At 69.8% G+C, this 26,416-nt stretch carries 23 protein-coding genes and 1 pseudogene; 10 read left to right on the top strand and 14 right to left on the bottom strand.

Annotated elements, in window-relative coordinates:
• The first annotated feature begins 80 nt into the window (after positions 1-80).
• Positions 81-659, top strand: a complete 579-nt coding sequence (locus ACZ6ZQ_RS01460) for a TetR/AcrR family transcriptional regulator (RefSeq protein WP_469766503.1) — start codon at positions 81-83, stop codon at positions 657-659.
• Between the two features lie 127 nt (positions 660-786).
• On the opposite strand, the pseudogene ACZ6ZQ_RS01455 reads toward ACZ6ZQ_RS01460, so the two are convergent.
• Positions 787-1,128 (bottom strand): annotated as a pseudogene (locus ACZ6ZQ_RS01455) (cytochrome P450); the annotation flags it as partial.
• Between the two features lie 296 nt (positions 1,129-1,424).
• Between ACZ6ZQ_RS01455 and ACZ6ZQ_RS01450 the strand changes: the two are divergent.
• The 4 genes from ACZ6ZQ_RS01450 to ACZ6ZQ_RS01435 all read left to right on the top strand — a co-directional run bounded on the left by ACZ6ZQ_RS01450 (position 1,425) and on the right by ACZ6ZQ_RS01435 (position 4,757).
• Positions 1,425-2,072, top strand: a complete 648-nt coding sequence (locus ACZ6ZQ_RS01450) for a GAP family protein (protein ID WP_469766502.1) — start codon at positions 1,425-1,427, stop codon at positions 2,070-2,072.
• Positions 2,073-2,271: 199 nt separating this feature from the next.
• The gene (locus ACZ6ZQ_RS01445; RefSeq protein ID WP_469766501.1) at positions 2,272-3,054 is read left to right on the top strand and encodes a helix-turn-helix domain-containing protein; all 783 of its coding nucleotides are present in this window, start codon (positions 2,272-2,274) and stop codon (positions 3,052-3,054) included.
• Between the two features lie 37 nt (positions 3,055-3,091).
• A complete protein-coding gene (locus ACZ6ZQ_RS01440; RefSeq protein ID WP_469766500.1) occupies positions 3,092-3,712 on the top strand; it encodes a LysE family transporter in 621 nt (206 codons plus the stop codon).
• 43 nt (positions 3,713-3,755) lie between these two features.
• On the top strand, positions 3,756-4,757 hold the full coding sequence (locus ACZ6ZQ_RS01435; RefSeq protein ID WP_469766499.1) for an RNA-binding protein: 1,002 nt from the start codon (positions 3,756-3,758) through the stop codon (positions 4,755-4,757).
• Between the two features lie 174 nt (positions 4,758-4,931).
• Here ACZ6ZQ_RS01435 and ACZ6ZQ_RS01430 read toward each other — a convergent pair whose 3' ends face one another.
• Positions 4,932-6,215 carry a hypothetical protein gene (locus tag ACZ6ZQ_RS01430; protein ID WP_469766498.1) on the bottom strand — a complete coding sequence of 428 codons (1,284 nt, stop codon included), beginning with the start codon at positions 6,213-6,215 and terminating at the stop codon, positions 4,932-4,934.
• Positions 6,216-6,811: 596 nt separating this feature from the next.
• Here ACZ6ZQ_RS01430 and ACZ6ZQ_RS01425 point away from each other — a divergent pair.
• From ACZ6ZQ_RS01425 to ACZ6ZQ_RS01405, 5 genes are all read left to right on the top strand, one after another.
• On the top strand, positions 6,812-11,203 hold the full coding sequence (locus ACZ6ZQ_RS01425) for a hypothetical protein (RefSeq protein WP_469766497.1): 4,392 nt from the start codon (positions 6,812-6,814) through the stop codon (positions 11,201-11,203).
• 340 nt (positions 11,204-11,543) lie between these two features.
• The gene (locus ACZ6ZQ_RS01420) at positions 11,544-12,305 is read left to right on the top strand and encodes a MerR family transcriptional regulator (RefSeq protein ID WP_469766496.1); all 762 of its coding nucleotides are present in this window, start codon (positions 11,544-11,546) and stop codon (positions 12,303-12,305) included.
• A 182-nt stretch (positions 12,306-12,487) separates the two neighbouring features.
• A complete protein-coding gene (locus ACZ6ZQ_RS01415) occupies positions 12,488-13,096 on the top strand; it encodes a DUF6230 family protein (protein ID WP_469766495.1) in 609 nt (202 codons plus the stop codon).
• The gene (locus ACZ6ZQ_RS01410; protein WP_469766494.1) at positions 13,087-13,563 is read left to right on the top strand and encodes a DUF6114 domain-containing protein; all 477 of its coding nucleotides are present in this window, start codon (positions 13,087-13,089) and stop codon (positions 13,561-13,563) included. Before ACZ6ZQ_RS01415 ends, ACZ6ZQ_RS01410 begins: the two co-directional genes overlap by 10 nt.
• A complete protein-coding gene (locus ACZ6ZQ_RS01405) occupies positions 13,560-14,216 on the top strand; it encodes a hypothetical protein (RefSeq protein WP_469766493.1) in 657 nt (218 codons plus the stop codon). Before ACZ6ZQ_RS01410 ends, ACZ6ZQ_RS01405 begins: the two co-directional genes overlap by 4 nt.
• Here ACZ6ZQ_RS01405 and ACZ6ZQ_RS01400 read toward each other — a convergent pair.
• The 12 genes from ACZ6ZQ_RS01400 to ACZ6ZQ_RS01345 all read right to left on the bottom strand — a co-directional run bounded on the left by ACZ6ZQ_RS01400 (position 14,162) and on the right by ACZ6ZQ_RS01345 (position 26,046).
• Positions 14,162-14,398: a hypothetical protein gene (locus ACZ6ZQ_RS01400; RefSeq protein WP_469766492.1), complete on the bottom strand. Its 237-nt coding sequence runs from the start codon at positions 14,396-14,398 to the stop codon at positions 14,162-14,164. The two genes, ACZ6ZQ_RS01405 and ACZ6ZQ_RS01400, sit on opposite strands and share 55 nt — an antisense overlap.
• A gap of 24 nt (positions 14,399-14,422) precedes the next feature.
• Positions 14,423-14,722, bottom strand: coding sequence for a UTRA domain-containing protein (locus ACZ6ZQ_RS01395; RefSeq protein ID WP_469766804.1), 300 nt, complete (start codon positions 14,720-14,722; stop codon positions 14,423-14,425).
• Positions 14,723-14,853: 131 nt separating this feature from the next.
• Positions 14,854-15,480, bottom strand: coding sequence for an ABC transporter permease (locus ACZ6ZQ_RS01390; protein ID WP_469766491.1), 627 nt, complete (start codon positions 15,478-15,480; stop codon positions 14,854-14,856).
• A gap of 212 nt (positions 15,481-15,692) precedes the next feature.
• The gene (locus ACZ6ZQ_RS01385) at positions 15,693-17,054 is read right to left on the bottom strand and encodes a carotenoid oxygenase family protein (protein ID WP_469766490.1); all 1,362 of its coding nucleotides are present in this window, start codon (positions 17,052-17,054) and stop codon (positions 15,693-15,695) included.
• Between the two features lie 74 nt (positions 17,055-17,128).
• Complete coding sequence (locus ACZ6ZQ_RS01380; RefSeq protein WP_469766489.1) at positions 17,129-17,569, bottom strand: SRPBCC family protein; 441 nt, start codon at positions 17,567-17,569, stop codon at positions 17,129-17,131.
• A 58-nt stretch (positions 17,570-17,627) separates the two neighbouring features.
• Entirely contained in the window at positions 17,628-19,130 is a 1,503-nt protein-coding gene (locus ACZ6ZQ_RS01375) for an MFS transporter (protein WP_469766488.1), read from the bottom strand.
• Between the two features lie 134 nt (positions 19,131-19,264).
• On the bottom strand, positions 19,265-21,298 hold the full coding sequence (locus tag ACZ6ZQ_RS01370) for an ATP-binding protein (RefSeq protein ID WP_469766487.1): 2,034 nt from the start codon (positions 21,296-21,298) through the stop codon (positions 19,265-19,267).
• 248 nt (positions 21,299-21,546) lie between these two features.
• Positions 21,547-21,939 (bottom strand): nuclear transport factor 2 family protein, encoded by a 393-nt coding sequence (locus ACZ6ZQ_RS01365; protein WP_469766486.1) that lies wholly within the window; start codon positions 21,937-21,939, stop codon positions 21,547-21,549.
• On the bottom strand, positions 21,936-23,219 hold the full coding sequence (locus ACZ6ZQ_RS01360) for a cytochrome P450, cyclodipeptide synthase-associated (protein ID WP_469766485.1): 1,284 nt from the start codon (positions 23,217-23,219) through the stop codon (positions 21,936-21,938). Before ACZ6ZQ_RS01360 ends, ACZ6ZQ_RS01365 begins: the two co-directional genes overlap by 4 nt.
• Positions 23,220-23,439: 220 nt before the next feature.
• The gene (locus tag ACZ6ZQ_RS01355; RefSeq protein ID WP_469766484.1) at positions 23,440-24,447 is read right to left on the bottom strand and encodes a hypothetical protein; all 1,008 of its coding nucleotides are present in this window, start codon (positions 24,445-24,447) and stop codon (positions 23,440-23,442) included.
• Complete coding sequence (locus tag ACZ6ZQ_RS01350; RefSeq protein WP_469766483.1) at positions 24,444-24,785, bottom strand: PadR family transcriptional regulator; 342 nt, start codon at positions 24,783-24,785, stop codon at positions 24,444-24,446. Before ACZ6ZQ_RS01350 ends, ACZ6ZQ_RS01355 begins: the two co-directional genes overlap by 4 nt.
• A 475-nt stretch (positions 24,786-25,260) precedes the next feature.
• Complete coding sequence (locus tag ACZ6ZQ_RS01345) at positions 25,261-26,046, bottom strand: SCO2400 family protein (protein WP_469766482.1); 786 nt, start codon at positions 26,044-26,046, stop codon at positions 25,261-25,263.
• Positions 26,047-26,416: the final 370 nt, after the last annotated feature.

Below are 26,416 nucleotides of genomic sequence, written 5' to 3'. Positions count from 1 at the left end.
TTGCCCATGGAGAAAACGAGTGGCACGTCAGGTTCGCGCGCCGCTGCAATGCGGATGAACTATCCAGATAAACTTCTCCCATGACGACCGCCCCACTACGCAAGGACGCCGCCCGCAACTGGGACCGGATCGTCGCTGTGGCCCGCGCTCTCGTGGACGAAGGCACACCGCTGCAGCTCAACGATGTCGCCCGCCGCGCCCAACTGGGCGTTGGCACCGTCTACCGCCACTTCCCCACCGCCGAGGCGCTCCTGGAGACCGTCGCCACACCCTCACTGGAGGCGCTCGCCACCCACGGCGAACAGGCGCTGGCCGATGACGATCCCTGGCGCGCCCTCTCCGACTTCCTGACCCGCACCATCGAAGCGCAGGTCACCGACGCTTCCCTGTCCACGGTCACCGCCGCGCCCACGGACGCGCTGCCTCGCACCACCGAACTGAAGCGGACCCTGTGGTCGGTCGGCGGACAGCTGCTCGAGCGGGCCCACGACGCCGGGGTTGTGCGCGCCGACCTGACCTCCGACGACCTGGTCCCGCTCATGTGTGGAATCGCCTACGCCGCGAACGTCCACAGCGTTCCCACCGCCCGCGTCGAGACCGCCCGCCGCTACCTGACCGCGCTGCTGGAAGGCTTGTGCATCCGCAAGAGCCCAACGTGATCCACAGTCGGCCGACCAGCGTCCAGGGCGTGGTGAGAGTTGGATGGCAGTCGCTGAAGGTTCGATGTCACAGGTCAATCTGTGGCCGAGAGGCGGCTCGTCCGCACGAAGCGGAAGGGCTCGGCTGTCACCGCAGCCGGACGGGCAGCGCCTCCGGTCCCCTGATGAGCATGCCGCCCCGCCAGGTGATCGTGGCGGGATCGGCGTCGAGTGCGAGGTCGGGGCAGCGCTGCAGCAGGGCGCCGATCGCGACCCGGCCCTCCAGACGTGCCAGCGGCGCACCCCGGCAGTAGTGGATGCCGTGGCCGAAGGCCAGGTGGCCGCGCGCGTCGCGGCGGACGTCGAATCGTTCGGCGCCGGGGAAGCGCGCGGGGTCCTGGTCGGCATCGGCCAGAGCCACAAGTACCAGTTCGCCGCCGCCCGGTACGACCGCGCCCCCGATGTCGACCGGCTTGGTGGTGAAACGGTAGTTGTGGCGTCGCTCCACCACGGATGCCGACGCCATTCACCGCCTGCGCACGGGGGACGCCGCGGCACGGGCTGACGTGCTGTTCGAGAGCCAGGGCGCAGCGGCCCCGACGCACACCGGGGAGCCCGGGAAATCCACGGGAGGTCGATGCCGCCGGATCCACCGAGCCGTATGGCATCCTCGGGGAACCGCCCGGGCTCCCGCCCTGAGCCCCCAACCCGCACATGCGGGCACACGCAGGACAAGGCGGCTGTTCGTACACGCACGAACGACGAAGGCGGCGGAAGGCGGTGCCCGTGGCATTCGGTGAGGTCGTGTTCTTCGCGACGGTAATCGCTCTGTCGCCGTTCACCCTCATCCCCGCTCTCTTCATGCAGTTCACCCCCCGACCCCGAGCGGCCAGCAGTGCCTTCCTGGCCGGCTGGGTCATCGGGATCGTCGTGCCCGCGGGCTCGTGCGCCGCGCTGGCTTCAGTCGCTCAGCGTCCCGCGGAGGGACACGCTTGGGTCGCCTGGGCCAGAGTGGTGCTGGGGTTGCTCCTGATCCTCTTCGGGCTCCGGCAATGGCTGACCAGACACGGCAGGGCGGCGCCGGGCTGGATGCGGCTTCTCGCCGATGCAAGCCCGTCCAGGGCGTTCCGGCTCGGACTGCTGCTGTCGGTGGCCAACCCGAAGATCCTTCTGCTCTCCGCTGCCGCCGGCCTTGCGGTCGGGTCGGCCGAGCCCCCGACCACGAGCGCCGTGGTGGCCTTCGCGGTGTTCACCGTGTGCGCCGCCAGCACCGTAGCCCTGCCCGTGGTGCTCCATGTGCTGCTGGGCGATCGGGTCCTCGTACCCCTGATCAGGGTCAGACGGTGGTTGGAGAACCATGCCGCCGGCGTGATGGCCGTGGTGATCGCCGCCATCGGAGTTCTTGTGCTCTGCGAAGGAGTCGTCAGGCTCTGAGCGCCGACAAGCCGTCTCCGGCCTCATCGACAAGCACCGCCAGGCGAGCTGAACGCTCGGCAAAGCATCAGAAGCCGTTGTCGTATCGATCAGCGAGCTTGCATGATCGAACACGGTTCCGACCCCATCCGGCCACACCTGCTGCCTGCCGTACTCTCTGCGTATACACGTCACGGAATGGGGCGCAGGCCAGCTGACGGTGGTAGTGCGTCCCCCGTCGGGCGGCTTCCCGCGGCACAGCCACGACGAGTACGTGATCAGCGTCAACCTCTGCGGCCTGGAGCGAGTCCGGCTGGATCGCACCTCGTTCGACGTGAACCTGGACGAGTTCACCGTCTACAACCCCGGCCAGGTCCAGTCGTGCACCACCCAGGTCCCGCCCGACGCGTCCTTCGCGGCCGTGAGCTGGTACGTCCCGCCAACGGTGGTGCACTCGCTGACCCGCGACGCCCCGGTCGACTTCGAACGGCACGTCGTCCGCTCTCCACACCTGCGCGACGAGTTCCTCGCGGCGGCCAGAGCGTTCCGCGAGTCGGCACCGGACGGACACCCTCCGCCCGCCGAATCCGCCGTGCTGATCCAGGAGCGGCTCGTGTTCGTGCTGTCGCAGCTGCTCGATCTGGCCGCAGGGCGGCGCATGCGTGCTCCAGAACCCTCTGAGGCCCGGATCGCCGCGGTGCTCGACCGGCTCCGAACCGACCTGTCCGGCGCGCCACGGCTGGCCGAGCTGGCCGATGAGGCCGGGATGTCCCGGGAGCATCTGATCCGGACGTTCACCCGCGCCACCGGCACCCCGCCATACGCCTGGCACCTGTCGGCCCGGCTGGCCGAGGCGCGGCGCCGGCTGCGCAAGGGTGAGCCCGTCGCCGACGTCGCGCACGTGCTCGACTTCGCCGACCAGGCGCATTTCCACCGCCACTTCGCCGCGGCCTACGCCGTCACACCGGGCCGGTACCGTCGGCTGTCTCAGATCAACATCTGACAAGACCGCACGGCCCGCCCCCGCCACAGTGGCCGGCATGACTGAGATCTTCATGGTGGCTCTGTGGTTGGGGCTGGTGTTCAACGCGGCACCGGGCGCGGTGTTCAGCGAGTCTCTGCGGCGTGGAATCCGGGGCGGGTTCGGCCCAGCCTTCGCGGTCCAGGTCGGCTCGCTGCTGGGCGACGCCGTCTGGGCGGTGCTCGGCCTGGCGGGGGTGGGGGCGCTGTTCGCGGTACCGGCCTTGCGCGTGCCGCTCACCGTGGCCGGGTGCTTGCTGCTGGCCTGGTTGGGGGCGGCAGGCCTACGCGACGCGCTCGCGCGGAAGGGGCCCGATCCGACGGCGGAACCGTACGCCGAACAGGATCGCAATGCCATGGCCGTGGGAGCGGGCATGTCCCTGGCGAACCCATGGAACGTTGTTTATTGGTCGGGCGCTGCCGGCGGGCTGACCGCCGTGCTGGGCCAGGCCGACACGGCGGAGCTGAGCGTCTTCTTTGCCGGGTTCATGGCCTCCTCAATACTGTGGTGCCTGATCGCGGCGGGGTTCATCGTGGTGCTGCGCCGGGCGCTGCCACCACTGGCCGTACGCGTACTCGAAGCCTGCTGTGGTGTCTCGCTACTGGTCTTCGCGATTCTCCAGCTGAGCCGACTCAGATGACGACGTACCGGTCATCGAGTCGCCCATGCTGAAAGATGGGGCCGTGCTGCCCTACGTATTCCGCGTTACGAAGTACGATCCCGCCGACCGCGATGGACACGGGCACTACACCGGGCCCGAGGACACCGTCAGCGACCACGGCGAGGTCGAGGCGGCCTATCTTCAGGCGGTCGCGGCATTCGCCGGGGACACAGGCATCGATCACCTGGCCGTACGCGAACCGCAGGTTCCGTCCCTCGCGCACTTCGGCGTCGAGCCTCCGGTGGACGGTTTTGGGCTGGACGGGCTCTTCCCGTTCGGCTCGACCGGCTTCCACGACGGAGCAGAGGCGCCGCTCGACATCGGGCTGGAGCTGGTGCGGGTCATGCTGCGCGACAGCGGTGCCTGGTGCCGACTGGAGGTGGAGGACACGTTCGCGGTCCACGTGGGGTGGGACCAGTACCTCTACATCAGCAGCAGCCGGCCTTGCGCGGAGGCGCTGGCCCGGACCCGCGCGATCGGGCTGTTCCCAGAACGCCTGGGTGCCTCACCGTACGGCTTCAAGGCCGAGGAGGAAGGCGTCCAGCGGCCCGGCGATGATGACTTCTGGGCCGACCTGCACCGGGCAGTCGCCAACGGCAGCGCCGGAATCCTCGAGGAGACGTATCTCGCAGGCGCCTCACGATGGCACCACCTCACCCGCGACACCGTCGACACGGTTCGCGCCGGACTGGCTCCCCGGGCCCGCCTGGCTGTGTGGCCGCCTTTGTCCTCCGACCTCGACTCCGTCCTGGGAGCCCTCCCCACCGAAGGCCTCCTCGAAGGCGTCTGGCAGGACAAGGACGGCCACATCTTCAGCGCCATCGCCGACGAGGACGAGTTCCCGGAGCTGACCGCCCGGATATCCAGCGCCCACACCGCCGCACTCTTGTCCGCTTATGCGGGTGAACGTGTTCCTCTGTTCACCGCTGTCATGCCCGACAACGACGGAGTCCTACGGGCTCGTTGGCGGACCGAACCGACGCCGAGCGACCGGAACTGGGCCCTCCGCCACCTTGAAGGGTGAGCGCTTCGACCTGAAAGTGCACCTTCTCACGGTATGGGGGGCGGGATCGCACCGGTCTGGACGACGGACAATCGGGCGCCCGTCCCGCAAGTGCCTGCTGACACCCCCGGTTGACGTCGATGAGAGGTACCTCCACATTCCGGGTTGCGGGAAGGACCCACGTACGGGCTCGGGTCAGTTCTTGGGCAGCTGTACGGTGTCGAGAACTCGGGTGAAGGTGTGCTCCTGCGCCTTCATCCGGTCGGGCAACGAGAAGAAGACCAGATGCGCTGTGCCGCTCGGCACGTTGAGCACGTCCCTGATGCCGGCGGGCGACGGACCAGCCGTGCCCGTCTCCTCGGCGGGGCGCAGTCTCCTGCGCCTCAAAGCGAACAGCAGCACGCCGACGACCAGGACGGCAAGCCCGATGAGCGGCCCGATCAGGGGCCAGTTGGTGCCGGAGTCGGAAACACTGTGCCCGGTGTGCGCGTCGGCTTCGTCACTCATGTCGGCCGACTTGCCGGAACTGTCGTGGGCGGCTTCGTGATAGCGGGCGGCCACTACGCCCTGCCCCGTGTCTTCCGCGGCGCTGTGCAGCCATTTCGCGGCGTGGCGGTACTCGTGCTTGGCGTACAGCAACAGTCCGTTGACCAGGCTGGAGTCGCCAGGGCCACGCGCGGGCTGCACGCCGCTGTCGTCCAGCGCCGCCGTTATCCGATCGGCCGGCATGACGGCCGCCGAACGACCGGCGAGGCTCAGCCTGCCGGTCACCGCACCGCGGTCATTCACGAGAAACGAGCCGGACATCCCGGTTCCCAATTGGTTCCGCAGTTTGGCGATGTCCTCGGACGACACTGCTCCCTGCGCGCTGTACCGGCCCTCCAGGATGGCCGGATTGGCTGTCGCGGTGGGTGTGGTGCGCCAGCCGATCGCGGTCCAAGGCCTGCCGGCCTGCGGGGTCGGCCCCAGCGCGACGGTGGCTGTCTTGCCAGGGGCGGCGGCGGCAAGCACCGCCACCGAGCCCCAGGTCGACAGAAGGGTCGCCTTCAGTGGCTTGCCGGCCTCGGTGCAGGGGTGGACTGTGATCTGGGGTGTGATGAAGACGGCACAGTCCGCATCCGGGTTGTCCGGCCGGTAGCAACTGTTGACGGCCGCTTCGAGCCCGGGGTTGCCGGTTACGTGCGCCGGCTTGTACGGGTCCGCAGGCAGCGGCATCCCTGCGGCCTGGTGCCATGCCTGGTTGACCGCGTACACGGTGATGCGTTCCCGGTCCAGCCGGACGGCATCGGCTGAGGTGACCAGCGTGCCGCTCGGGTTGATGAAGGCACCCGTACCGCCGGCCGTCGTGTCGACGAGCGAGGTGAAGTGGTACTGGTGCATCGCGTTCCAGTGGACGGCGACATCCACGTTGGCCGCGGCCTCGACACGAGCGATGCCGTCGGCAGCGTAGTCCTGCGGCGGGATCTTGTCGGGCTGCATGGTGGCGTGCCCGCTGTGCGAATGGGAGGTCGGGCGGAGTCTCGTCGGCCGACGCCGCGCCTGCACAGGCGCTTCCCCCGAGAAACAGCAATACGGCGACCAACGCCCGGCCCACCGGGCGGCAGCAACTGTGGCGGCGGCGGGTAGATGCGGTGGTCATTGCGGACTCCGCTCGTGCGCTTCCCCCTCCATCCCCGTTTCCAAACCTCCCTCTCTCCGCGCTGGACCCGGATGCGTGCGGGGGCAAGGCGAGCGCTGGCGCAGTGATGAGCGACGGCGCACGGCTCATGCCGAGCGACGTATCGGACAGAGTTCCACCGCATCGGAGTTGCGTGCATCGTCGAAGCTCGGCCGGCCGCAGTACTTCGTGATTCACACATCTCCGGCGCCGACCGCACACTCCATACGTCTCAGGATGCGTAACGCCCCCACCATGCGGCTCCGAGGGTGACGGTGTTCAATGAAAGTGAACGGTGGGGAGGGGGCGACTCCCGGTTGCCGGCGGTGAACCGACTCCTTACTCCTGGAGCTTCGCAATGCAGGGCTTCGGTGCTTCTACGTACAAGGGCCCCGAGGGTGCGGGGCGAATCGGACCGGTGGCTCTGTTCGGGCAGGACACCCGGGTCGCGGTCGGTCAGGGCGGGAGGGTGTTCGTCTACGGATTCGACGAACTCCTCGATTCCGGCGGCAAGTCCCAGGGGCTCCCCGAGGAGCTGGCCGCGTACGAGCTGGATGCCCAGGTGTCGCTGCTGGAACCCCGCGGTGAACGTGCACCGTTCGAGGTGTTGGCCGCTCTGGCCGACCATACAGTGTGGGCGCTTCGTCTTCCCGAGGTCGGCAGCGAGCCGAGCGCCCGGCTGCTGGCCGCCGACCTCGGCGGCAAGGTCACGCACCTGATCGCCACGCACGGAGCGGTGCTCGCGGTGTCCGCTTACGGTCGCGGCGGTGGTGCCGTCCTCAGCGAGCTGGACGAGCACGGCGCGGGGGTGGTCCGTCGGGCCCGGCTGCCGTTCTCGCATTTGGCCTCGCTGCGGCCCTGCGATCCGGTGCATGGCGACGCACTGCTGGCGGTCGACACGTCCCATGGGGCGGCCCTGATCGGATTCCCCACCAACTCCGACGGCGACACGCTCGAGATGACCGGTCTGGAGGACGGCCCGGAGGAGGTGACCCGGGTAACGGCCGCCACGGTGCTGGACGGCCGTTGGCTCGTGGTGGCGCGCAAGGGCGGTGAGCTTCTCAAGGTGCCCTACGCCCAGGCCGGGGAAGGCCGCCCGGACGACGGGCGCCCCTCCCCCGGCCGCCCGGAGAACGAGCCCTGCGAACGTCGGCACGGCGCCCTACTGGGCTGGTCGGTCACCGCGCTGTATCCCCTGGGGCGCCATCTCGCCGCGCTCTCCGAGCACGGGGACCGGGTCGCTCTGCTCGACCACCGGCTGAACGTGGAGTTCGAGCGCTACCTCGGACAGGGCGGCGGCACCCTCCTCGTACCCGGCTCACCTCGCACGGACCGGATGCTGCTGGTCCGCCCCCGCAAGGCTCTCCTGGAAGCCTGGGCCCTGGATACGTACACCAGCGAAATCCACGGGGTACCGCCGGAAGCGGCGGCGGAAGGGCCGGGGATCGAGGCCGTGGGAGCGGCTTCGATGACGTTCCACGGCCGCCGGCACCAGCCGGGGAAGGCCAACCCGAACTGGAACATCGCGGTGTTCACTGTGACGGAGCCGGGCCAGACCTTCAGCGACCCGGACCAGTCCAAGCTGCACGCGCTGATGCGACAGCACGTGTACGACACCGTCACCGACTACTACGACGAGAACAGCTTCCGTACGCTCACCACCCGGTTCCGTGTCTTCGGCGTCGATCTGGGAACGCTCAGCAGACCCCTGGTCCTTCCCCGCCCCATCGCCTCGTACTTCACCGACGAGTACCACCCCGGCGGCGTCGAGGCGGTCATCCCCCTCGACCCGATCGCCCCGCCTGCCTTCGACGGTTCCGAGTCCCTGACCCTGCGCACCCATCCCCGGGTCGGCACCGGCAAGGACTACGCCATGCAATTCGCGGCGCTCTGGACCTCCCGGACCCACCCGGCGTACCCGGTGACCGTCCAGTTCACCGGGTCGGAGACACTGCAGGTCGATGTGGTGGACCAGACGGGCCAGGCGCACACGCTGAATCTGGGCTTCGGCGCACTGAACCGCACCCACCTCCAGGGCGACGACGAGACCGTCTTTCTCGCCGCCCTGGGAACGCACGTCACCGCCGCGGTGCGTGCGGCGGAGGCGGCGCTCCCGGGCGCACCCAGGCTGCTGGAGGACGTGGTCTTCCGGCGGATCCGCGACAACGACGACGACACCCGGTTCGGGAGCCTGCAAGGGCAGTTCAGGGTGGCCCCGTCCGCTCCGTCGCAGGCGATCCGCAAGGGGACCGTCACCCTCACCGCGCCGGGCGCTCCCCCGGCCGCGCTCACCGCGCTGGGCCTGACAGGGACCGGCGCCGTGGACGGGGTCCTTGACGACGCCGCCGGCATCGAAGCCGGTCTGCGCGCGTGCCTGGCCGCCACCCGGTTCGACGCCGGCGAGGGCCCTGGGCTCAATGAGCCGGACTTCTCCGACGTACCCGTGGTGACCGAGGACACCGCGGCGCTGAGGGCGACCGCACGGATCGACCTGACCGAGCGCAAAGGAGGCTCAGGCGCCAGGATGGAGGCCCTGGCACCCCAGCGGCTGGGCGGAACCGGATGGGACACGGCCGCACCCGTCGCGGGCAGTACCAGCACGAAGGACAACGAGAACACGCTGGAGGATCACGCGGCGCTGGCCGACGACGTGTTCACCGCGGCCATGGACCGTGTGCGCGCCACCATGGGGTGGAACCCCATCGCCGTGGGGGCCCAGTTCGCCGCATTCGACGTCATGATGATCGCCTTCGTCGGCAGCTGCCCCGCGACGGATCCCACGGGCAACCCCGTGCCCGCCGCTGACCGGTGGAACTGCACCAGCCCCGTCGACTTCGCGCGGCTGCGCATGTTCCGCCGCGAGCACCAGGCGCGGGACCTGCACAACCCGTCCTTCCTGCTGCCCACGGTAACCATGGGAACGGACACGGTGGTCGGGCAACGCTTCGACCAGTTCGATCCCGGAGTCATGGCGCACGAGCTCGGGCACACACTCGGCCTTCCGGATCTGTACAAGGAGACCGACTATCGCGACGACGTGCAGTACCTCGACGAGTGGTGCCACATGGCGGGCGGTCCCTACACCGAATTCAACCACTTCTGCGGCTGGTCCAAGTGGTCTCTCGGCTGGATCGAGGACAACCCGTCCGATCCGCACCGCAACCGGGTCATCGACGTGCCGATGCCCGCGCCGTCGGGGCCCACCACCACCGAGGCATGGCTCGCGCCCGTGGAGCACTGGGACGACACGATGAAGAGTGACGTCCAGGCGGCCGTGGGTACGGGAGTGCCGGTCGGACAGCTGATGAAGGTGCACCTGGGCAGCGATGGAGGAGTCGTCGATCTCGTCGAACTCCGCGCCCCCGGCACCGTCTTCTCCCAGAAACTGCCGCCGACCCCCACCGTGCTCGTCACCAACGTACTTCGGCCTGGTACCGACCGCCGCTGGGCCGTGAACGGCCTGTACCGGCGCGAGGCCCACCTGCTGAACCTGGGCGGCGAACTCACCACCGCCGGTGACGCCTGGAGCTTCGCCGCTGGTGTGGAGTTCCCGGTCAAGGGGACGACGGCCGAGCTGGCCGAACTGCGCTTCATCCGCGGCGGGACCATCCCCATCGCGCGCGTCAGGATCGCGCGGGAGGCCGCCGAGTTCATCGACCTCTTCTTCCAGGACAATGTGCCCTCCTGGCGCAGCCCCGACATCTGGGTCGACTGGCCCGGCGACAACCCCGACCCCGCCATCCCCGACGTCTACCCCGAGGGCACGCCGGTCGACCAGGGCGACAAGGTGCGCTTCCCCAGTACGGGCACTCTGCCGCACTTCCTCGTGGTCCGCCCGCACAACGCCGGGAATGTTCCGGCCGAGGACGTCAAGGTGCGCTGGTTCATCTGTGATCCGCCCGGAGCCGGAGACGCGGGCCGCTGGATCGAACGGGACACCATGACCCTGACGCAGGTCCCCGCCAACAACTGGGAGACGGCCGCCTTCACCTGGAACGTCACACCCGCGACCAATGCCCACCAGTGCCTGCGTGCCGAGATCATCGACTGGACCATCCCCAGCGCAGTCGACCCGGCCACCGGGGACACGTTGGCGCTGTCCTCGGACGACGTCCGGTTGCAGAACAACAACGCGCAGAAGAACGTGGACGAGTTCGAGCCGGTGTCCGGAAGCCCGTACTCCCCCATCGAGTTCCTGTTCCAGGTGCACAACGACGCGACGGACACGGAGACGGCCTACCTGTGCCCACGCGGACTGCCCCGGGGGGCCAGTCTGGAGATCAGCCCCGCCCAGGCAAAGATCCCGCCGGGACAGGCCGCCGTCTTCCGCTGCACCCTCACGCTCGACGAGCACCTGGTACGCCCCGGTTGCTCCAACGACCAGGGGTTCCAGCTCACCGCCTGGCGCCGCGCCGAGGACTCCGACGCGGAATGGGGCAGCTGCTTCTACTTCATCCGCCCCCGCCGGAGCACCCACCTCCAGCTCACCTCGGGCGCCTGGTACGGAGACGACCTGACCATCCACGGGCTGCTCAGCGTCCCGCCCGGCGAGGGAGTGACCCTCGGCAGCCAGCTCCCGCTGTACGTGCGGGTGCGCATCGAGGTTCTCGGGCCGGGGGCGCCCGGCCCACACTGGGTGACGGCCGGGGTCCAGCCGAACGGGATGGTCACGGTGCATCTCAAGGGCTTCAAGGGCCTGCGGAACGCGGGTGTTCGGTCACAGGCATGGTTCGACCGTACGGAACTGCTGGCCTCCAGCCGCTCGGCGGTCCTGTCGTTCCTCCATGAACACGGGCCGGTGGTTCCCTAGCTGTATCGGCCCGCGGGGTTGGGGCGCCGGTCAGCCGTAGCAGACCTTGAGCGACACCACAGGGGTCCAGTCGGCGCTGGAGTCGTCGGAAGGCGCCGGACGAGTTGCCCACCACCTGCCGTTGCTGAGCTTCATCCCGACCTTCCTGGTGCCCGCCGTGGTGCGGTTGCTCCACCAGCCGGATGGCGTTGTCCCGGACAGCCGCTTCCTTCCACCCGAGGACACGGGCAGAAGCGACCCGACGAACTCCCACTCAGCATCGGACAGTTCATGGCGGTGTATCACGACCCCGTGATCCACCACCCGAGATCATTTGAAGACACCCTCTAGGCTCGGGGCCGTGAGCAGCGAGGCGGCGGGGGAACCAGTGGCAGCGGGCGGGGCGCAGTATCGCCGGGAGGAGCTGGCCCGGGCAGCCGGCGTGAAAGTCCGCAATCTGCGCTACTACCAGGAGCGTGGACTGCTGCCCCCACCCCGCCGGGAGGGCCGGATCGCCTGGTACTCCGACGATCACCTGGCCCGGCTGCGGCTGATCGACGACCTCCTCGGCCGCGGCTACACGGTGAACGGCATCGCGGAGCTGCTGGCAGCCTGGGAGCAGGGCGGCGGCATCGCCCAACTCCTCGGACTGGAACGGGAGATGACCCGCGACTGGGTTCAGGAGGTGCCCGTCACGATGAACGTTGCCGAGCTGCGGAAGATGTTCGGCCCGGCGGCGACGCCCCAGGACACGCGGCGGGCCGCGGCGCTGGAGTACGTTCGCGTCGACGGGGACACCGTCACCTTCCCGAGCCGACGGCTGCTGGAGGCGACGCTGGCGCTCGTGCGGCAGGGGGTGCCGCTCGCGGAGATCCTGGACGCGGGGGACTTCGTCCAGACTCAAGCGGCGGCGCTCGCGGACCGGTTCGTCGAGCTGTTCCGGCGGCATGTGATCGGCCCCGAGGGGCTGGAGCAGCTTTCGGCCGAGCAGTTGGAACACGTCACGGAGGCGGCGGCGGCGCTGCGCCCGGTGGCGGGCGAGGTCGTGGCCGCGGAATTCGCGCGGGCGATGGCTCGGAGGGTGGAGGCGGAAGTCGCCGCACTGCTGCGTACGGAGCAGTAGGGACTTGGCCTAAAGGGGGTGTTCGCGCAACCTTGCCAATCCCCATTGGCACTCTTACATTCAACCCCACGGTCATACCGGTGAGTAACGATCAACCGCGACCCGGTCGCACGGATCACAACACAGCGACACAGGTCGCATCAAACCCACCCCCACTCCACCCCACCCAAGGGGGATCTGTCATGAAACACGACTTAGACGGCGGCAGGGTGAGATGGCGGCGCTTCGCCGTCCTGACGGTCCCGGCCGTCGCCGTCACCGCCGCCCTCGGCATCGCCCTCGCCCAAGGAGCGCTCGCCGCCTCCTTCGCCGTCTCGGGCCAGCAGTTCAAGGTCTCCGCCCAGAGCCTGACCGGCGAGGGCTTCGTCCAGTACGGCAGCGTCGACGTCAACGCCCGCGACGAGCTCATCCCGGTGGCGGTCACCGCCATCAAGGAGGCCAGGCTCCACAGCCTCTGCCAGTCGGTGGTCACCTCGCTCCCGCTGATCGGCGACGTCTCGCTCAACCTGACCGCAGGTCAGAAGACCCCGGTCGAGGCGACGAACCTCTTCGTCGACGCCACCCAGCTCTCCGGCAACGCGACCTTCACGAACATCGAGATCGGCCGCGACGCCTCCACCGTGGACAAGGGCCCGTCCGACGCCCAGGGCATGCAGGATCTGTTCGCCCAGCAGGCCGACACCGTTCGCATCACCGATCTGCGGCAGACGGCGTGGGCCACCAACGCCGGCACCTTCACGCTCTCCGGCCTGAACATGAAGATCAGCAAGGGCAAGAAGGAATGCTTCTGACTGCCTGCCGGACGCGGTTCCGGCGGTGGCGCCGCAGCCGGCCGTTCTGGGGCGGACTCGCCGCCGTCCTCGCCGGGGCCGAGATCTGCGCCCTGCCGCTCGCCCCGCTGAAGGTCATGCTCACTCAGGGCGTGTCGGGGATCCCGTCCGTCCTGATGGGCCTCGTCATGATCGTGCTCGGCGTCTCCGTCTGGTTCGCCCCCCATTACCGCACACTCGCCGGAGTCGTCACCACGCTCATCGCCACCGCCGCGCTGGTGCTGTCGAACCTCGGCGGATTCCTCATCGGGACCCTGCTCGGCATCCTCGGCGGCGGCCTCATGTTCGCCTGGCAGCCGCGCACGCCCAAGTCCGCCGAGGCCGGCGGTTCTGCCGGATCCGGCAGAACCGCGGAATCCGCTCCGCCCGCACCGGACGACACCCCCTCCCCCGCACCGCTCTCCGATCCCCAAGGAGCACAGCCATGAGCCGCACACCCACCACGCTCGCCCTCGGCCTCGCCGCCGCCGGCGCGCTGGCCCTCGGCGCCGTCTCCGCGACCGCCGCACCCTTACCGTTACGGGCAGCCGACTCGACCACCGTCACCCCGGCCGACCACGCCTTCACGGCCACACTGAGCGGCAAGGCCACCCTCAAGGCCGGCTCGGTCACCGTGACCTGCTCGGTCTCCGTGTCCACGGGCACCGTCCCGGGCGCCCCCGGCAACCACAACCCGGCAGGCCCGGTCTCCTCCCCGATATCCGCCCCGACGTACGGCTCCTGTACCTCGAGCATGCCGGGCGTGACCCCGACCGTCACCACCAGCGGCACCTGGGCGGTCTCCATGCAGAACGGGACACCGATCACGGCCACCATGACCGTCCCGACGGGCGGCCTCGTGGTCAAGACGACCGGTCTGGCGACCTGTACGGTCGTCGCCGCGCCGACCGCCGCGGCGAGCGTCCCCGGCGCCTGGGCCAACGGCGCCCCGCCTTCCCTGACCTTCACCAACGCCTCGGTCCCGGTCAAGATCACCGGAGGGTTCGGCTGCCCGACCAGCACGACGAGCTCCACCTTCAACGCCGTCTACACGGTCGCGGACACCACCGACCCGGCCCAGCAGATCGCCGTCACCCCGTAGTAGCCGTGCGCGGCCGCGATCGATGCGGCCTCCGTCAGCCGGTCGAGGTCGTGGCCGAGCAGCAGGATCGCGCTGCAGTGCAGTTGCTCCTTGATGGCCACGATCTCCCGGCGGACACACTCCGTCCGCCAGACCTCCCGGTCCGTATCCGGCGCCCGGCTCGGGACGTGGTCGCCCGGCATGGGGAGTCGCGAGGGCTCCCGCCCTCAGAGCATGGCGGTGCGGGAGCTTCGCGTATTGGTCACGGTCACCGTCGCGATGTCCGAGCGGTAGCGGTCGTCGGACCACTCGATGGGCGTGCCCTGGGAATCGGTGGTCAGGCGCCGCTCCCGCAACAGCGGGCTTCCCTCAGGGACTTCGAGGAGCTCGGCGTCGAGCGGGCAGCCTGCGCGAGGACGACCAGGCCGCCGACAAGAAGGACGTCGCCGCGCTACGAGCCGAGATCGCCGCCCTGCGGCAGCAGCTCGCACCCCCCGGGCCTGGATCCCGCTCCGGCGCGGGGCCATGCTGATCCCCCGCGCCTCGAAGTCCTGCGGCTGCCCGGTACCGCCGAGGACCATTCCGTGAACATGTGGCTCCTCGGCCCCGGCTGTGGAAGGACCCCTGGTTCGGCCGGCGCCCGCGCCGAGGCGGACCGTCAGTGCTGGGGATGCCCTGCGTGCTGTACGAGGCGGCGGCGTTCGAGGGCCGCGGCGAGGGCGTAGGCGCCGCCGACTGCGATGGCGAGGACCCAGTAGAGGCCGGGGGTGCCGAGGAAGAGCGCCGCGGTGGAGGCCAGGGCCAGCCAGACGCCGAGGCTGTAGTGCAGCAGGTTGCGGCGTGCGGCGCCTTCGGCGAGGTAGAGCAGGCCGACGATGAGGCCGGAGCCGGCGGGCCAGAGGATGGGCTGTAGTTCTGGCATGTCGAGGGCGGACGTCAGGCCGGTGATGGCAAGGAACAGGGCGGTGAAGGCGGCGATCCAGGCGGCGCCGAGCAGTTTGCCGGAAAGGACGTCCGGCCCGGCAGCCCCGCGCTGGGCCCGCAGGGCGGCGACGGTGGCCTGGGTGACGCCGGTTGCCAGCCCCATTCCGAGGAGTGTGGTGGGCAGCCAGCCGGGCAGGCCGAGCCAGGGGCTGTCGCCCTGGGAGACTGCGGCGGCGCCGTGTCCGAGCAGGTAGGCGAGTCCGAAGCTGATGTAGGCCGCGCGGTTGTCGACCTCCACGAGACGACTCGGGGTGGCACCGGCGCGGGCAGCGACCGGGGAGTCGGGGGCTGCGATGGACATGGGGGAATCCTCCAGGGTGGCTTGCGGATGTGAGTGAGGGTTCGGGAACAGCAGGGGCGGCTCGGGCCGGTGTGCAACAGCCGGGCCGCGCAGGGGCGGTGACCTGACCGGCGGTCACCGCCCCGAGGGGGGTGGGCGGCTCCGGGAGGTCGGCCCGGAGCCGCCCACCGGCGGTCGTCCCCGGCTGTGCCTCGCTCCGGGGACGGTGTGGGTCAGTCCTCGCTGTTGTCCAGGGCGCTGTCGGGGATCCAGGAGCCGTGGATTCCAGCGGTCACGCGGCGGGGAAGGTGGACGGTGGCGATCCGGTCGAGGCCGGCGGCGTCCAGGACCAGCAGTTGCGAGGCGTCCTGCTTGAGGTCGGACATGACGGTGAGCAGGTAGCCGTCGTCCTCGTTGGTGGCGCCGGCCGCGGGGACGAACACCGCTTCGCTGGGCAGCCGGGCGTCGCCGACCTGGTGGATGCGGCGGGCGCCGGTGGTGCGGTCGTACTTGACGACGCCGTAGCCGCCGAAACCCTTCTGGTCGGGGAAGGACACCGCGTACTGGAAGCGGTGCTCGGCGCCCAGGTAGTCCTCGTTGAGGGTCGGAAACTCCACGGCGAGGTCGTCGATGATCTGCTCGTCGACGGTGCCGGCCGTGGTGTCGATCACCCAGCGGCGGGTGTAGGAGCGGGTGCCGGGCTCGGTTCCCCGCTCGGGTGCGCCGACCCACCAGTTCCAGGAGAGCTGGAACCCTTCGCGGTCCACGGTGGGTCCTTCCAGGACGATGCGGCCCTGGCCGTCCTCGTAGGCGTTGGCGACGTGCAGCATGTTGCCGGGTTCGATGGAGAACCAGCGGATGCGCCGGGCGCCGTCGTCCGTGCGGGGCATGACGCCGATACGGGAGGGCTGCTGGTCGCTCCAGCCGTAGGGGATGCCGGAGTGCTCGGCGGGGTCGAAGGTGACGTTGCCTTCGATGAAGACGACGTGGCTGCGGGTGATGGCGAAGTCGTGCTTGAGTGAGGCGCTCGCGCCCGGGATCTCGGCGCTGTGGACGATCTCCCCCTTGGCGTCGGAGACGTAGTACACGAGATGGGGCGGGAACGGCGAGGAGCCGAAGAAGTGGAGCTCCCCCGTCACCGGGTCCTCCTTGGGATGGGCGGTCATGGCTGTGCGCAGCCGGCCGTCGAAGTCATGGGCGCCGACGGTCTCCAGGTCCGGGGTGAGCTCGAAGGGGAAGTTCGCCTCGCACAGTGCGAGCAGTCGTCCGGCGTGCTCGATGACGTGGGTCCCGGCCGTGCTCACGGTCAGGTCCGGGCCGCGCTCGGTCATGTAGGGGGCGCCGTCCAGGGCGGGGGTGCGCACCCAGCGGTTGCGGTACCACTCGGCGCGGCCCTCGCGGAGCCGGATCCCGTGGACCATGCCACTGCCCTTGAACCAGTGGGTGGGGGTGACGCCGGGCTTGGGGTTGTGGCTGTTGCGGATCAGGCGGCCGGTCAGTTCGGGGGGCAGGGCGCCCTCGACGGTGAGGCCGGTGGCGGTGATCTCGTCGGCGACGGGGGTGTAGTGGCCGGTCAGATAGGGCTTGCTGCTCATGCTCGGGTCCTCGGATTTCGTCGTCGTTGTCTTGCGTGGTGCGTGGTGCGTGGTGCGTGGTGTGGTGTGGGGTCTCAGGCCATCTGCTCGGCGCGGGCCTTGAGGCAGTCGAGCCAGCTCTCCAGGGACGTCTTCAGGGCCGTGGCGAGTTCGTCGGCCGAGGCGTCGACGGCTTCTCCGCTCCATGACTCTTCGGTGTGGACGACGACGTGGTCGCCGGTCTGCTCGAAGGTCCATGCGTGGATGCCGACGATGCCCTGGACGGTCCCGCCCCAGACGATCCGCTGTCCGGGGAGGAGTTCGTGGATGGTGGAGGTGATGTTCAGCCCGTGGGTGCGCCAGGTGAAGTCGGTGCCGACCGCCGCTGGCCCGCTGAGCCTGGCCTGGTCGATGCCGACGTTCCACACCGGCCAGTTGTCGATGTCGGTGTGCAGCGACCAGACGGTGGCGAGCGGGGCGTCGACGGCCGTCGTCAGGCTGACGACGACGGGGGCGTTGGAGTCGATGGTGTGCATGCGATTCCCTCATCGGTGGTGGATCGGTGTGCGTTGGGTTGGCTTCCGGAGTGCTGGATCAGGCGGTGGGTGCGCACTGGGACGCCTGGTCCTGTTGGCGGGGCGTCGTGGAGGCGGCCGCGGTGGGCGGGAGGGTGCCGCGGGTCGTGCGGCCGCGGCGGGTGAGCGGCAGGGCGAGGAGTGCGGCGGCGGCCAGAACCCCGGACGAGACCGTGAAGGCGGCTCGGTAACCGGCGCTGAGCGCCTCCACGTGGGGCTGGTGGGTGAATGCGTGGGCGGTGACGGAGCCGGCCAGGGTGGCCAGGGCGGCGAGACCGATCGCGCCGCCGACCTGGCGGCTGGTGTTCACCAGCCCGCCGGCCAGACCCGCGTCCTGTGGCGGGACACCGTCCACGGCGAGTGCGGTGAGCTGGACGAAGGCGATGCTCAGGCCGAGTCCGACAAGGATGCTCGGACCGAGGACGTCGACGAGGTAGCTTCCGTCGGCGCTGAGCCGTGACAGCCACAGCATTCCGGCGGCCTCGGTGAGCAAGGCCGCGGTCACCGTTGCGGTGCCGCCGATGCGCCGGGAGATGCGCGGTGCGACGGCGGCGCCGAGCATATTGGCCACGGCGAGAGGGAGTTGGCCCGCTCCGGTGGCCAAGGGGTCCATTCCGAGGACCTGCTGCTGGTAGAGCGGCAGGAAGAAGAACAGGGCGATCCACACGGACCCCAGAAGGGCCATCAACAGGTTTCCCGCGGCGACGCGGCCGGTGGTGATCAGTCGCGGGGGTATCAGCGCGTCCGGCCGGCGGATCTCGATCACGGCGAAGGCCGCGAGCAGTGTGCCGGCACCGGCGAGGGCGCCGAGCACTCGGGCGTCCGTCCAGCCGGTGCCGCGTGCGGTGGTCAGGCCCCAGACCAGGCAGGTCAGGGCGACTGTGACAGTGGCGGTGCCCAGGAGGTCGAATCGCGCGGACTCCCGAACAGCAGCCTGTGGCACGAGGGCCACCACGGCGAAGAGGACCAGCACCGCCCCGAGCGCGACGGAGTGGAAGATCCAGGGCCAGCCCCATGCCTGGGTGAGCACGCCGCCGAGAAGGACACCTCCCGCTCCTCCCGCGCCGGAGACCGCGCCCCACACGCCCAGGGCTCTGCCGCGTCCGGAGCCGGACGGGAACAGGCCCATTGCCAGGGCGAGTGCGGCCGGGGCGATGGCGGCGGCGCCAAGTCCCTGAACGGCGCGGGCGGCGATGAGTACGCCTGTGGAGGTGGCCAGTCCTGCTGCCAGCGACGCCCCCGCGAACAGCGCGAGGCCGGCGATCAGCACCCGGCGGCGGCCGAGGATGTCGGCCGCCCGTCCCCCGGCCAGGAGCAGCGCCCCGAACGCCAGGCCGTAGGCGTTGATCACCCAGGTGGTACCGTCGGCCGACAGGTTCACCCCGGCACGGATCTGCGGCAGCGCCACGTTCACGATCGAGGTGGCGAGCATGACGGTGAGCTGCGCAGCAGCGAGCGCCGCGAGCACGGCCCCCGGCCGGTGAGCGGGGGATGCCTGGTCCTTCGTGCGTCCAAGGTTCATGGCGCACAGCCTCGTGTCGGGCGGTGTCCACTTTCCACGCCCGGCAGGGGCGTTGACTGTCCAGTCCTGTCCGCACCTGTCCACGAGGCGCCCTGCGACGGATGTACGCCGGCGCACCCCGAGTGTTCAGCCCTCTACGACTCCGGATCAGACATCGTGCGCCTGTGGTTCCCGTCGGGGCCGTGCAGTTCCCACTGCCACAGGGCCTCGCAGAGCAGGTCCAGGCCCTGCCGGAGGTGGCGGCGGTAGGTGCCGTAGGGCAGGCCGAGGCGGCGGGCGGCGGCTTCCTGGGTGGGTGCACCGGAGAAGTACCCCGCGGTCAGGGCTTCGCGGGCGCGCACTCCACGCGGGTCGCGGGCGAGTTCGTCGACGGCTTGCCGCAGCAGGGCGCGCAGCTCTTTGACGGGGTCGTCGAAGTCGGCCGCGAGGCGGGCGCGCATCAGGGCACAAGCGGGGAAGGCGCCCGCATCGCGCCAGTGCGCCAGGGCTTCGCGTACGGCCTGGTCGAACGTGGTGCGTGAGATTCCCGGGGGTCCGGACTGGGCGGGGACGTCGGTGGCTGATATGAAGCGGCGGAGCCAGGTTTCGACGGGCACCTGGCGCCAGTCGACGCTGAACAGTCCGTAGGTGTGCTCGCCGACTCGCGGTCGCGCACCGGTGTCCGCGAGGGTGCCCTTGACGCGCACGGCCCAGGCGTCGGCGTCCTGGTAGACGGCGAAGCCGTATGCGCGTCCTCGGGCACGGGCGGCTTCCGCCTGGGCCCGGGAACTGCTCAGGTCGATGACGCGCGAGGGGACCTGGTACCGCTCGGGGTAGATCGAGAAGCGGCTTATGCCGATGTGCTCGCCGGGACTGACGGGCGCGGTGGCCTCGGTGTGCTCCCAGGCTGCCGCGACGACGGGATCGGTGGCCAGGTCCCGGGGGTCGGGTGGGGCCGGCAGGACGAGTCGGGCCGTGAACGCCACCATCCGGCCGGTACTCACGAGACGGTAGACGCTGAATGCCTGCGGTTGGCGCTGTGCCCAGTAGCGGACGAGATCCGCGGAGGCGGGCCCTTCGGTCTGCTCGGCCATGCGGAGCACGACATCGAGGTCACCCGGCTGCAGGGGACGGTCGTGCACCTCGTCCTCACGGGACCAAGTACGCAGGCGCGCCAGGGTTTCCACCTCCTTGAAGAGGTAGAAGAGTTCGTCGGTGACGGTCCACACACGCTCCTCGGGTGCCTCGCGCAGGATGCGCAGGTACTCCTCCGCCAGTCGCCGACGCATCGTCACGAAGGCATGGGGTGCTCGCCAGCGCAGGTCGGCGGCCAGCGTCTCGCGTGCGGCGTCGTGCGGGTGGAGCCCTCGATGCGTGGACTCCATGAAGGGCAGGTCCCTCAGCCACGAGAAGAGCAGGTGGGCGTCTTCCTCGGGCAGTACCGAGGACAGCAGTTCCTCGGACGTGGAATGTGCCTGTGCCGCCACCTCAAGGGCTCGGCGGTGGGCCGCCGTGGGCACCTCGCCGATCAGCCCTGCCAACAGGGTGCGCAGGACGTCGGCAGAGGGAGCCCAGATCTCCTCGTTGCTCCAGCCTGCCGGTCCTGCTCCTGCGGCGGCCGCAAGGGACAGGGCCAGCGGGTTGCCTCCGGCGAAGCGGAGCACCCGGTCACGCAACTCGGGCCGGAGCCGCGCCGCGGCCAGCAGACTGCGGGCCTGTGCTTCGGCGAACGGCTTGAGTTCGGTGACGTGCAGGACCCCGGCCCACGCCGGGTCGGCGCTCCACTGTGCCTGCGGGGCGATGCGGCCGGCCAGAACAGCGAGGGCGCCGTCCGCGGCGCGAGGGAGGAAGTGCTGCCACAGCCAGCTCTCCAGCCACTGGCAGTGCTCGAAGGAGTCGACGAACAGGACCGTGCCGGGAACGTCCAGGAACGGGGCGGCCGCGCGCTCGAAGTCGGCGGGGTCGCGGCTGACGAAGCGACCGTCGAGTTCGACAGCCGACCGGCCTGCCGAACGGGCCTGGTCCGCCAGACGCCGCACCAGAGTCGACTTGCCGATGCCACCCGGCCCGAACGCGTAGAACACGAGGGGCGCCTGCGGATCGCCGGTCAACGCCTCCGCGAAGCGGCCGAGTTCGTCTTCCCGGCCTATGAAAGCCCGCACTCGCGCGCTGCTCAGTCTCTCCCCCACGGACCCCATGACGGCTCCCCTCCCCGTATCCGGCGCCGGACGGTCATGCCCGGTCGAAGTGGTGTCGTGTCCGGCACGTCTGAGGTCGCCATCGATGAGCCGCTGCTCCTTTCGGGATCGTAACAACAGTGTTCACGTGTCCATGGCCCGTCCTTGACGCCGGGAAGGCGGTTGCGGAGGGTGCCGGCTTCGGACGGCCCTGGAGGCAGGTCCGCACGTACAGAACTCTCTCTGCGCGCTCCGTGGCGTCAGTTGATGAGTCCCAGGTTCTGGTCGTCGGGGTGCCCGGTGAGCAGGAGGGTGGTTTCTTCGACGCGCTGGAAGCGCCCGTCGGGGGCGTACTGGCCGAAGAGGTACACCTCGGTGCGGGAGGTACGACCGTTGTGCTGGGTGAGGGTGACGGTGTGACGGTCGGCGTAACGCAGTCCGTCGCGGAACTCGTCGTGGACCTCGATGTGGCCGCTTCGGACCAGGGAACGAAGGCGTGTCATGTGCTGGACGAAGCCGGCACGGTCGCTCCACACGCCGTCGGTGCGCTGACGGTAGTCGGGTGCGAAATGCCGGTCGACGGCTTCGGCGAGGTCGAGGCCCGGGGTGAACAGCAGGTCGTTGATGGCTCGGGTGATGTCGGTCGGTGTCACTGAGGTCTCTTCCTGGAGGGGTGGCGAGTCTGGGCGGCCCCGGCTCCGGGAGCCGGGGATTCGTGGACGGGGGTGAAGTCCAGGGACAGGGAGGCGGGCCCGCGGGTGTACAGGCCGGTCTCCCGGTAGCGGAAGTCGGGGCTGTAGCGGACCTGGTCGAGCAGGGGGAGGAGCATCGCGGCGACGGTCTCGATCTCGGCGCGGGCGAAGGCTGCGCCGACGCACTGGTGGAGTCCGGTGCCGAAGGCCAGGTGCTGGGCGGCGGCGGTGAAGGAGCGGGCGGTGCCCAGGTCCGGGCGGTGGATGTCGAAGGTGTCCGGGGCGGTGAAGGCGTCGGGGTCGCGGTTGGCCGCACCGATCATGCAGAAGACGGTGGCACCTGCCGGGACGGTGGTGCCGGCGAACACGGCGTCCTTCTCCGACTGTCGGGGAATGAGCTGGACCGGCGGGGTGTAGCGCAGGGTCTCCGCGATCGCGGCGGACAGCAGTGTCGGGTCCTGGCAGACCTGGGCCATCTGCTCGGGGTGGTCGATCAGGTGCTTGAAGAGCAGTGCGAGCGTCTTGTCGGCAGGCTCGGTGGCGGCAGCCAGGACATTGATGATCAGCGCGGTGACGTCGCGATTGCTCATGGCGATGCCGTCGAACTCGGCGGTGCACAGCTTCGATATCAGGTCTTCGCCGGGGTGGCGGCGCCGCTGTTCGATGAGAGGGACGAGGTAGGCCTCCAGCTGCTCGGCGCAGTCCAGGCAGTGCCGGCGGCGTTCAGGGGTGAGGACGATGCTGGTGATGAACTCGGCGACCCCGCTGTGCCAGGCGGCGACCTGCTGCCAGTCCTTCTTGTCCAGGCCGAGGACGTCGAGCGTCACGTAGACGGCGAGGGGCTTGCCGAAGTCGTTGACGAGGTCCACCCGGCCCCGGGGAAGGAAGGGTGCGATGAGCTCGGCGGCGTTGGCGTGGATGGCGCGTATCTGGTCTTGCAGGGCCTGCCCGGTGAAGCCCCGGACGACGATCTTTCGTTTGGCGGTGTGCTCGGCTCCGGTCATCTGGGCGAGGACCGGTCCGCGCATCACCGGCTCTGCGCGTACCTGCAGCGTCTCGGTGGTGAACGCCTGATGGTCGGTCAGCACCCGCTTCACGTCCTGGTAGCGGGAGAGGAAGTAGCTGTCGATCGCCGGCTCGTAGTGCACCGGTGCACGTTCCCTCAACCCGGCGAAGTACCGGTAGGGGGCGGCGGCGAAGTCGTCGGACAGGACACTGAAGCCGGACTCGGCTCTGAGCATGGGGGAAATCTCTCAAGGGAGAAAGCAAGGAGGGGACGGTATCCGCTCGCCGAGTTCTCAGGCTGGGGGTGGGCGTCGGCGTCCTGGACCGCGGGGGTCTGAGAGGCAACGGTCGGCTCGGTTGAACTGAGACCCGTGCGCGCTGGTCGACAGGGCTCCCCGTCAGGGGTGGCTGTCAGGGGTGGCCGTCGACATCAACCCTGTGGAGCCCGTAGTGCGGCTATCGCCGGAGTGAGCTGTCGCGTTGTTTGCGCACCAGGGAGACGGCAAGGAGCGCCAGGTCCACGGCGAGTGCACCGGCGGCGAGTGCGGTGCGCCAGAACGGGCCGCCGGAGGCGAGATTGCCCACCAGATACCCGGTGAGGATCACGGCAAGTATCGCGTTCTGGATGTCGCTGCGCATCCACCACCGTGGGCGGGGAGACTCCTCCTCGGACAGTCGCAGCGCGTACAGCTCCACGGGCCCGAACTCCTCTTCGGGCGCGCGTTCGGTGGCGGCGAGGTGGTCGGCGGCTTCCCTGGTGAGCTCTGCGGCGCGTGCGCGGGGCACAGCGTGGCGCTCTTCGAGCAGCTGGGTCAGTTGGCCGAGCCAGTGCTCACGCCCGACCGTGTTCTGAGCGTCCGTCCGAGGTTGCATGGTGACTCCTTCAGGGTCTGCGGGTGGTCTGTCCCGTGCGGCCCACCCGAGCAGCGCGAGGCCCAGTAGGCACAGGACAGGGGCGGGTAGGTGGCCGAAGGCCTTCTTGGAGAGGACGGTGAAGGCCGTCGCGCCCAGCACCGTTGCGGCGGCCACGAGCACCCACCCCGCGGCACGTCGGCGGGATCGTGAGGCGGTGGCTGCGAGATGGCCGCCCGTCAGGGCTACGGCGACGGACGATGAGCCGACCAGCCCGCCAGGGGTCAGAGCCAGCGTGAATCCGTTTGCGACCCACAGGCAGGCGCCGGCCACCAGAGCGGCCGTACCGATGGGGACGAGTGCAGCGCGGAATGTCGCCGCAGGCGTCCGGCTGCCCCGGTGACGAAGACGCTCCTCCGGCGGGACGCGCTCGCTGACCACAGTGGCGGCGTACGCCTCGGGCATGCCGAAGGCGTCCTCAGGGCGCTCACCGCTGTCCGCGCAGTGCTGTGCGACCTCTTCCAGCACCGTGTCCGCGAGGGTGCTGTCCACCGATTGTGCAGCCAGTGCCAGTCGAACCCGTGCGTTCCACCGGGTGACCTCATCTGTCATGGCAACTCCTCCATACTGCGGGCGAGGAGTTGATCCATCGCGTCGGAGAACTGCTTCCAGCTGGTGGTCTCTTCACGCAGCCGGGCCCGCCCCGCGTCGGTGAGCCGGTAGACCTTGCGTCCCGGCCCGCCGTCACCGGGCTCCCAGCGCGCCTCCACCACCCCTTCGGTCTCGAGTCGGCCGAGCACCGGATACAGGGCGCCGCCACGGACCGTGCCGAATCCACGGGCAGTCAACTCCTGCACCAGCGCATACCCGTGCCGGTCGCCCTCGGCAAGCACGGCGGCGAGCGCCAGTGGTAGCACCCCACGCAACCAGCCGGACTCCACGGCGACCATCGATAGTCAACTCTACTTTCTATTCCGCGAGTTCGACTAGTTCGTTCTCAGACTAGTGAACCACATGTCGGTACCACGCCAACAGCCGCCCGACGGAACCACATCGCCGAGCGGTACCGGCCCGCGCCGCAAGGCCGCATCCGAGCACGCTTGCCGGCCGTACGGTCATGCCGTCCGGGACCACCGTGTCCTTGCCGGAGCCCTGAACGGTGAGCGGGATGTACTCCTTGCGCAAGGTGTCAGAGAACAAGCTCAGCGCTTGCCCCGTTGTCGCACCCGTCTGTCGCGTTCACTCCGCGGTTCCAGTGCTTGTACAGGGCCCGCTCGCAGTGCGTCGTACTCGGCTGTTTGGCCAACAAAGCGAGGTTCCGTGCCGGGCGTCGCGAGCATCGCTTCGAGATGGCCCGAAGAGCAGCCGATCAGCGCAATACCTCGACCGCACCGAAAGTCGTTTCGTCGTCACCGGCACTGCCGATCAGCCCGGCAGCAACAGCTCCGTCAGTTCACTCAGCACATCGGTCCCTGGATCACCTGTGTTGTCGGGTGCAGGGCTGCCCGTTGGCGAGGCGCTTGCGCCGGTACTCGGCGAAGGACTCGGGGTCGGCGTCGCCGGCGGCAAGGGCGGCCGGGTCGGCCGGGTCGGCCGGCCGGAGGATGGGCTCGGGGTCGGCCCGGCCTTCACCGGTGGCGAACCTACGGGCGCAGCGGACGCCTGCGGAGCAGGTGATTCCCGGTTCGTGGGCGTCGCGTCAGGGCGCCGAGTCACACCGTCATTCCGGTTGCGAGCCGCTCCTCTACCCGGGCGTGTGGCCGGACGATCCGGTGACCGCGAGGCGTTCGGGGGTTCGCTGGTGTCGTGCCCTTGGGGCTCGTCCGGGGATGCCAGCTCCGGGCTCGGTGCCGCTTGCGGGAGGCCTGCGGAGTGCTGGGGCACCAGCGACGCGGTTGCCAGGCCGCCGAGCACAGCGAAAGTGGCCGCGGCAAGAGTCCGAACGCCGTACCTCTTCCAGCGCGGCGGACCGTGGCGCCGGGCCTCGGGCAGGTCGGAGGCCGGAACTTGGGGAGTGACGGAGGAGGGACCACGGCGGGGCTCGGCGGAGTCCGCCCCCTGGCTGAAGAGGACCCCCATCGCCGCCGTGTCGACCGCCGGAGCGTCGCCGCCCCCATCGCTCAGCGGTGCCATGCCGTGGTCGTACGCGCCGCATTCCGGGCAGGTCACAGCGCCGTTGAGGGTGCGGCGGCAGGGTATGCAGTAGTCCATGGGATCGACCGCTCAGTGGGACAGTCGCTGGAACGAAGCCTGGTTCCCTGACCCGGCCCGGCAACAGACCTGTGTCGCAAAGCAGCGCTGGGCTTTGTGCAGCAGGATCCTTGGCATGTGCGAACCTCACTCACTCACGGTCCACAGGTGGGCACCTGTTGTCGAGGTCTACGAGTGGCGGCGTGCGAGTGGCTCAATCAACGGCTGAAACGTGAGGCAGGTAACTGCCTTAAAAATTCTGCCTGTTCGCAAATCTGCCCCTGCCGGGGTGGGCTGAGGCTGCACAACCGGCTTGCCGTCGCGTCCCTGCCGCACGCCCGTCGGTGTGACTGCCGCCCGCGAAGCGGGACTGCGCCAGATCTCAGAGATG

This window comes from Streptomyces sp. NPDC053673 (genome assembly GCF_055585225.1).
This window is presented reverse-complemented; position numbering and strand designations above follow the sequence as displayed.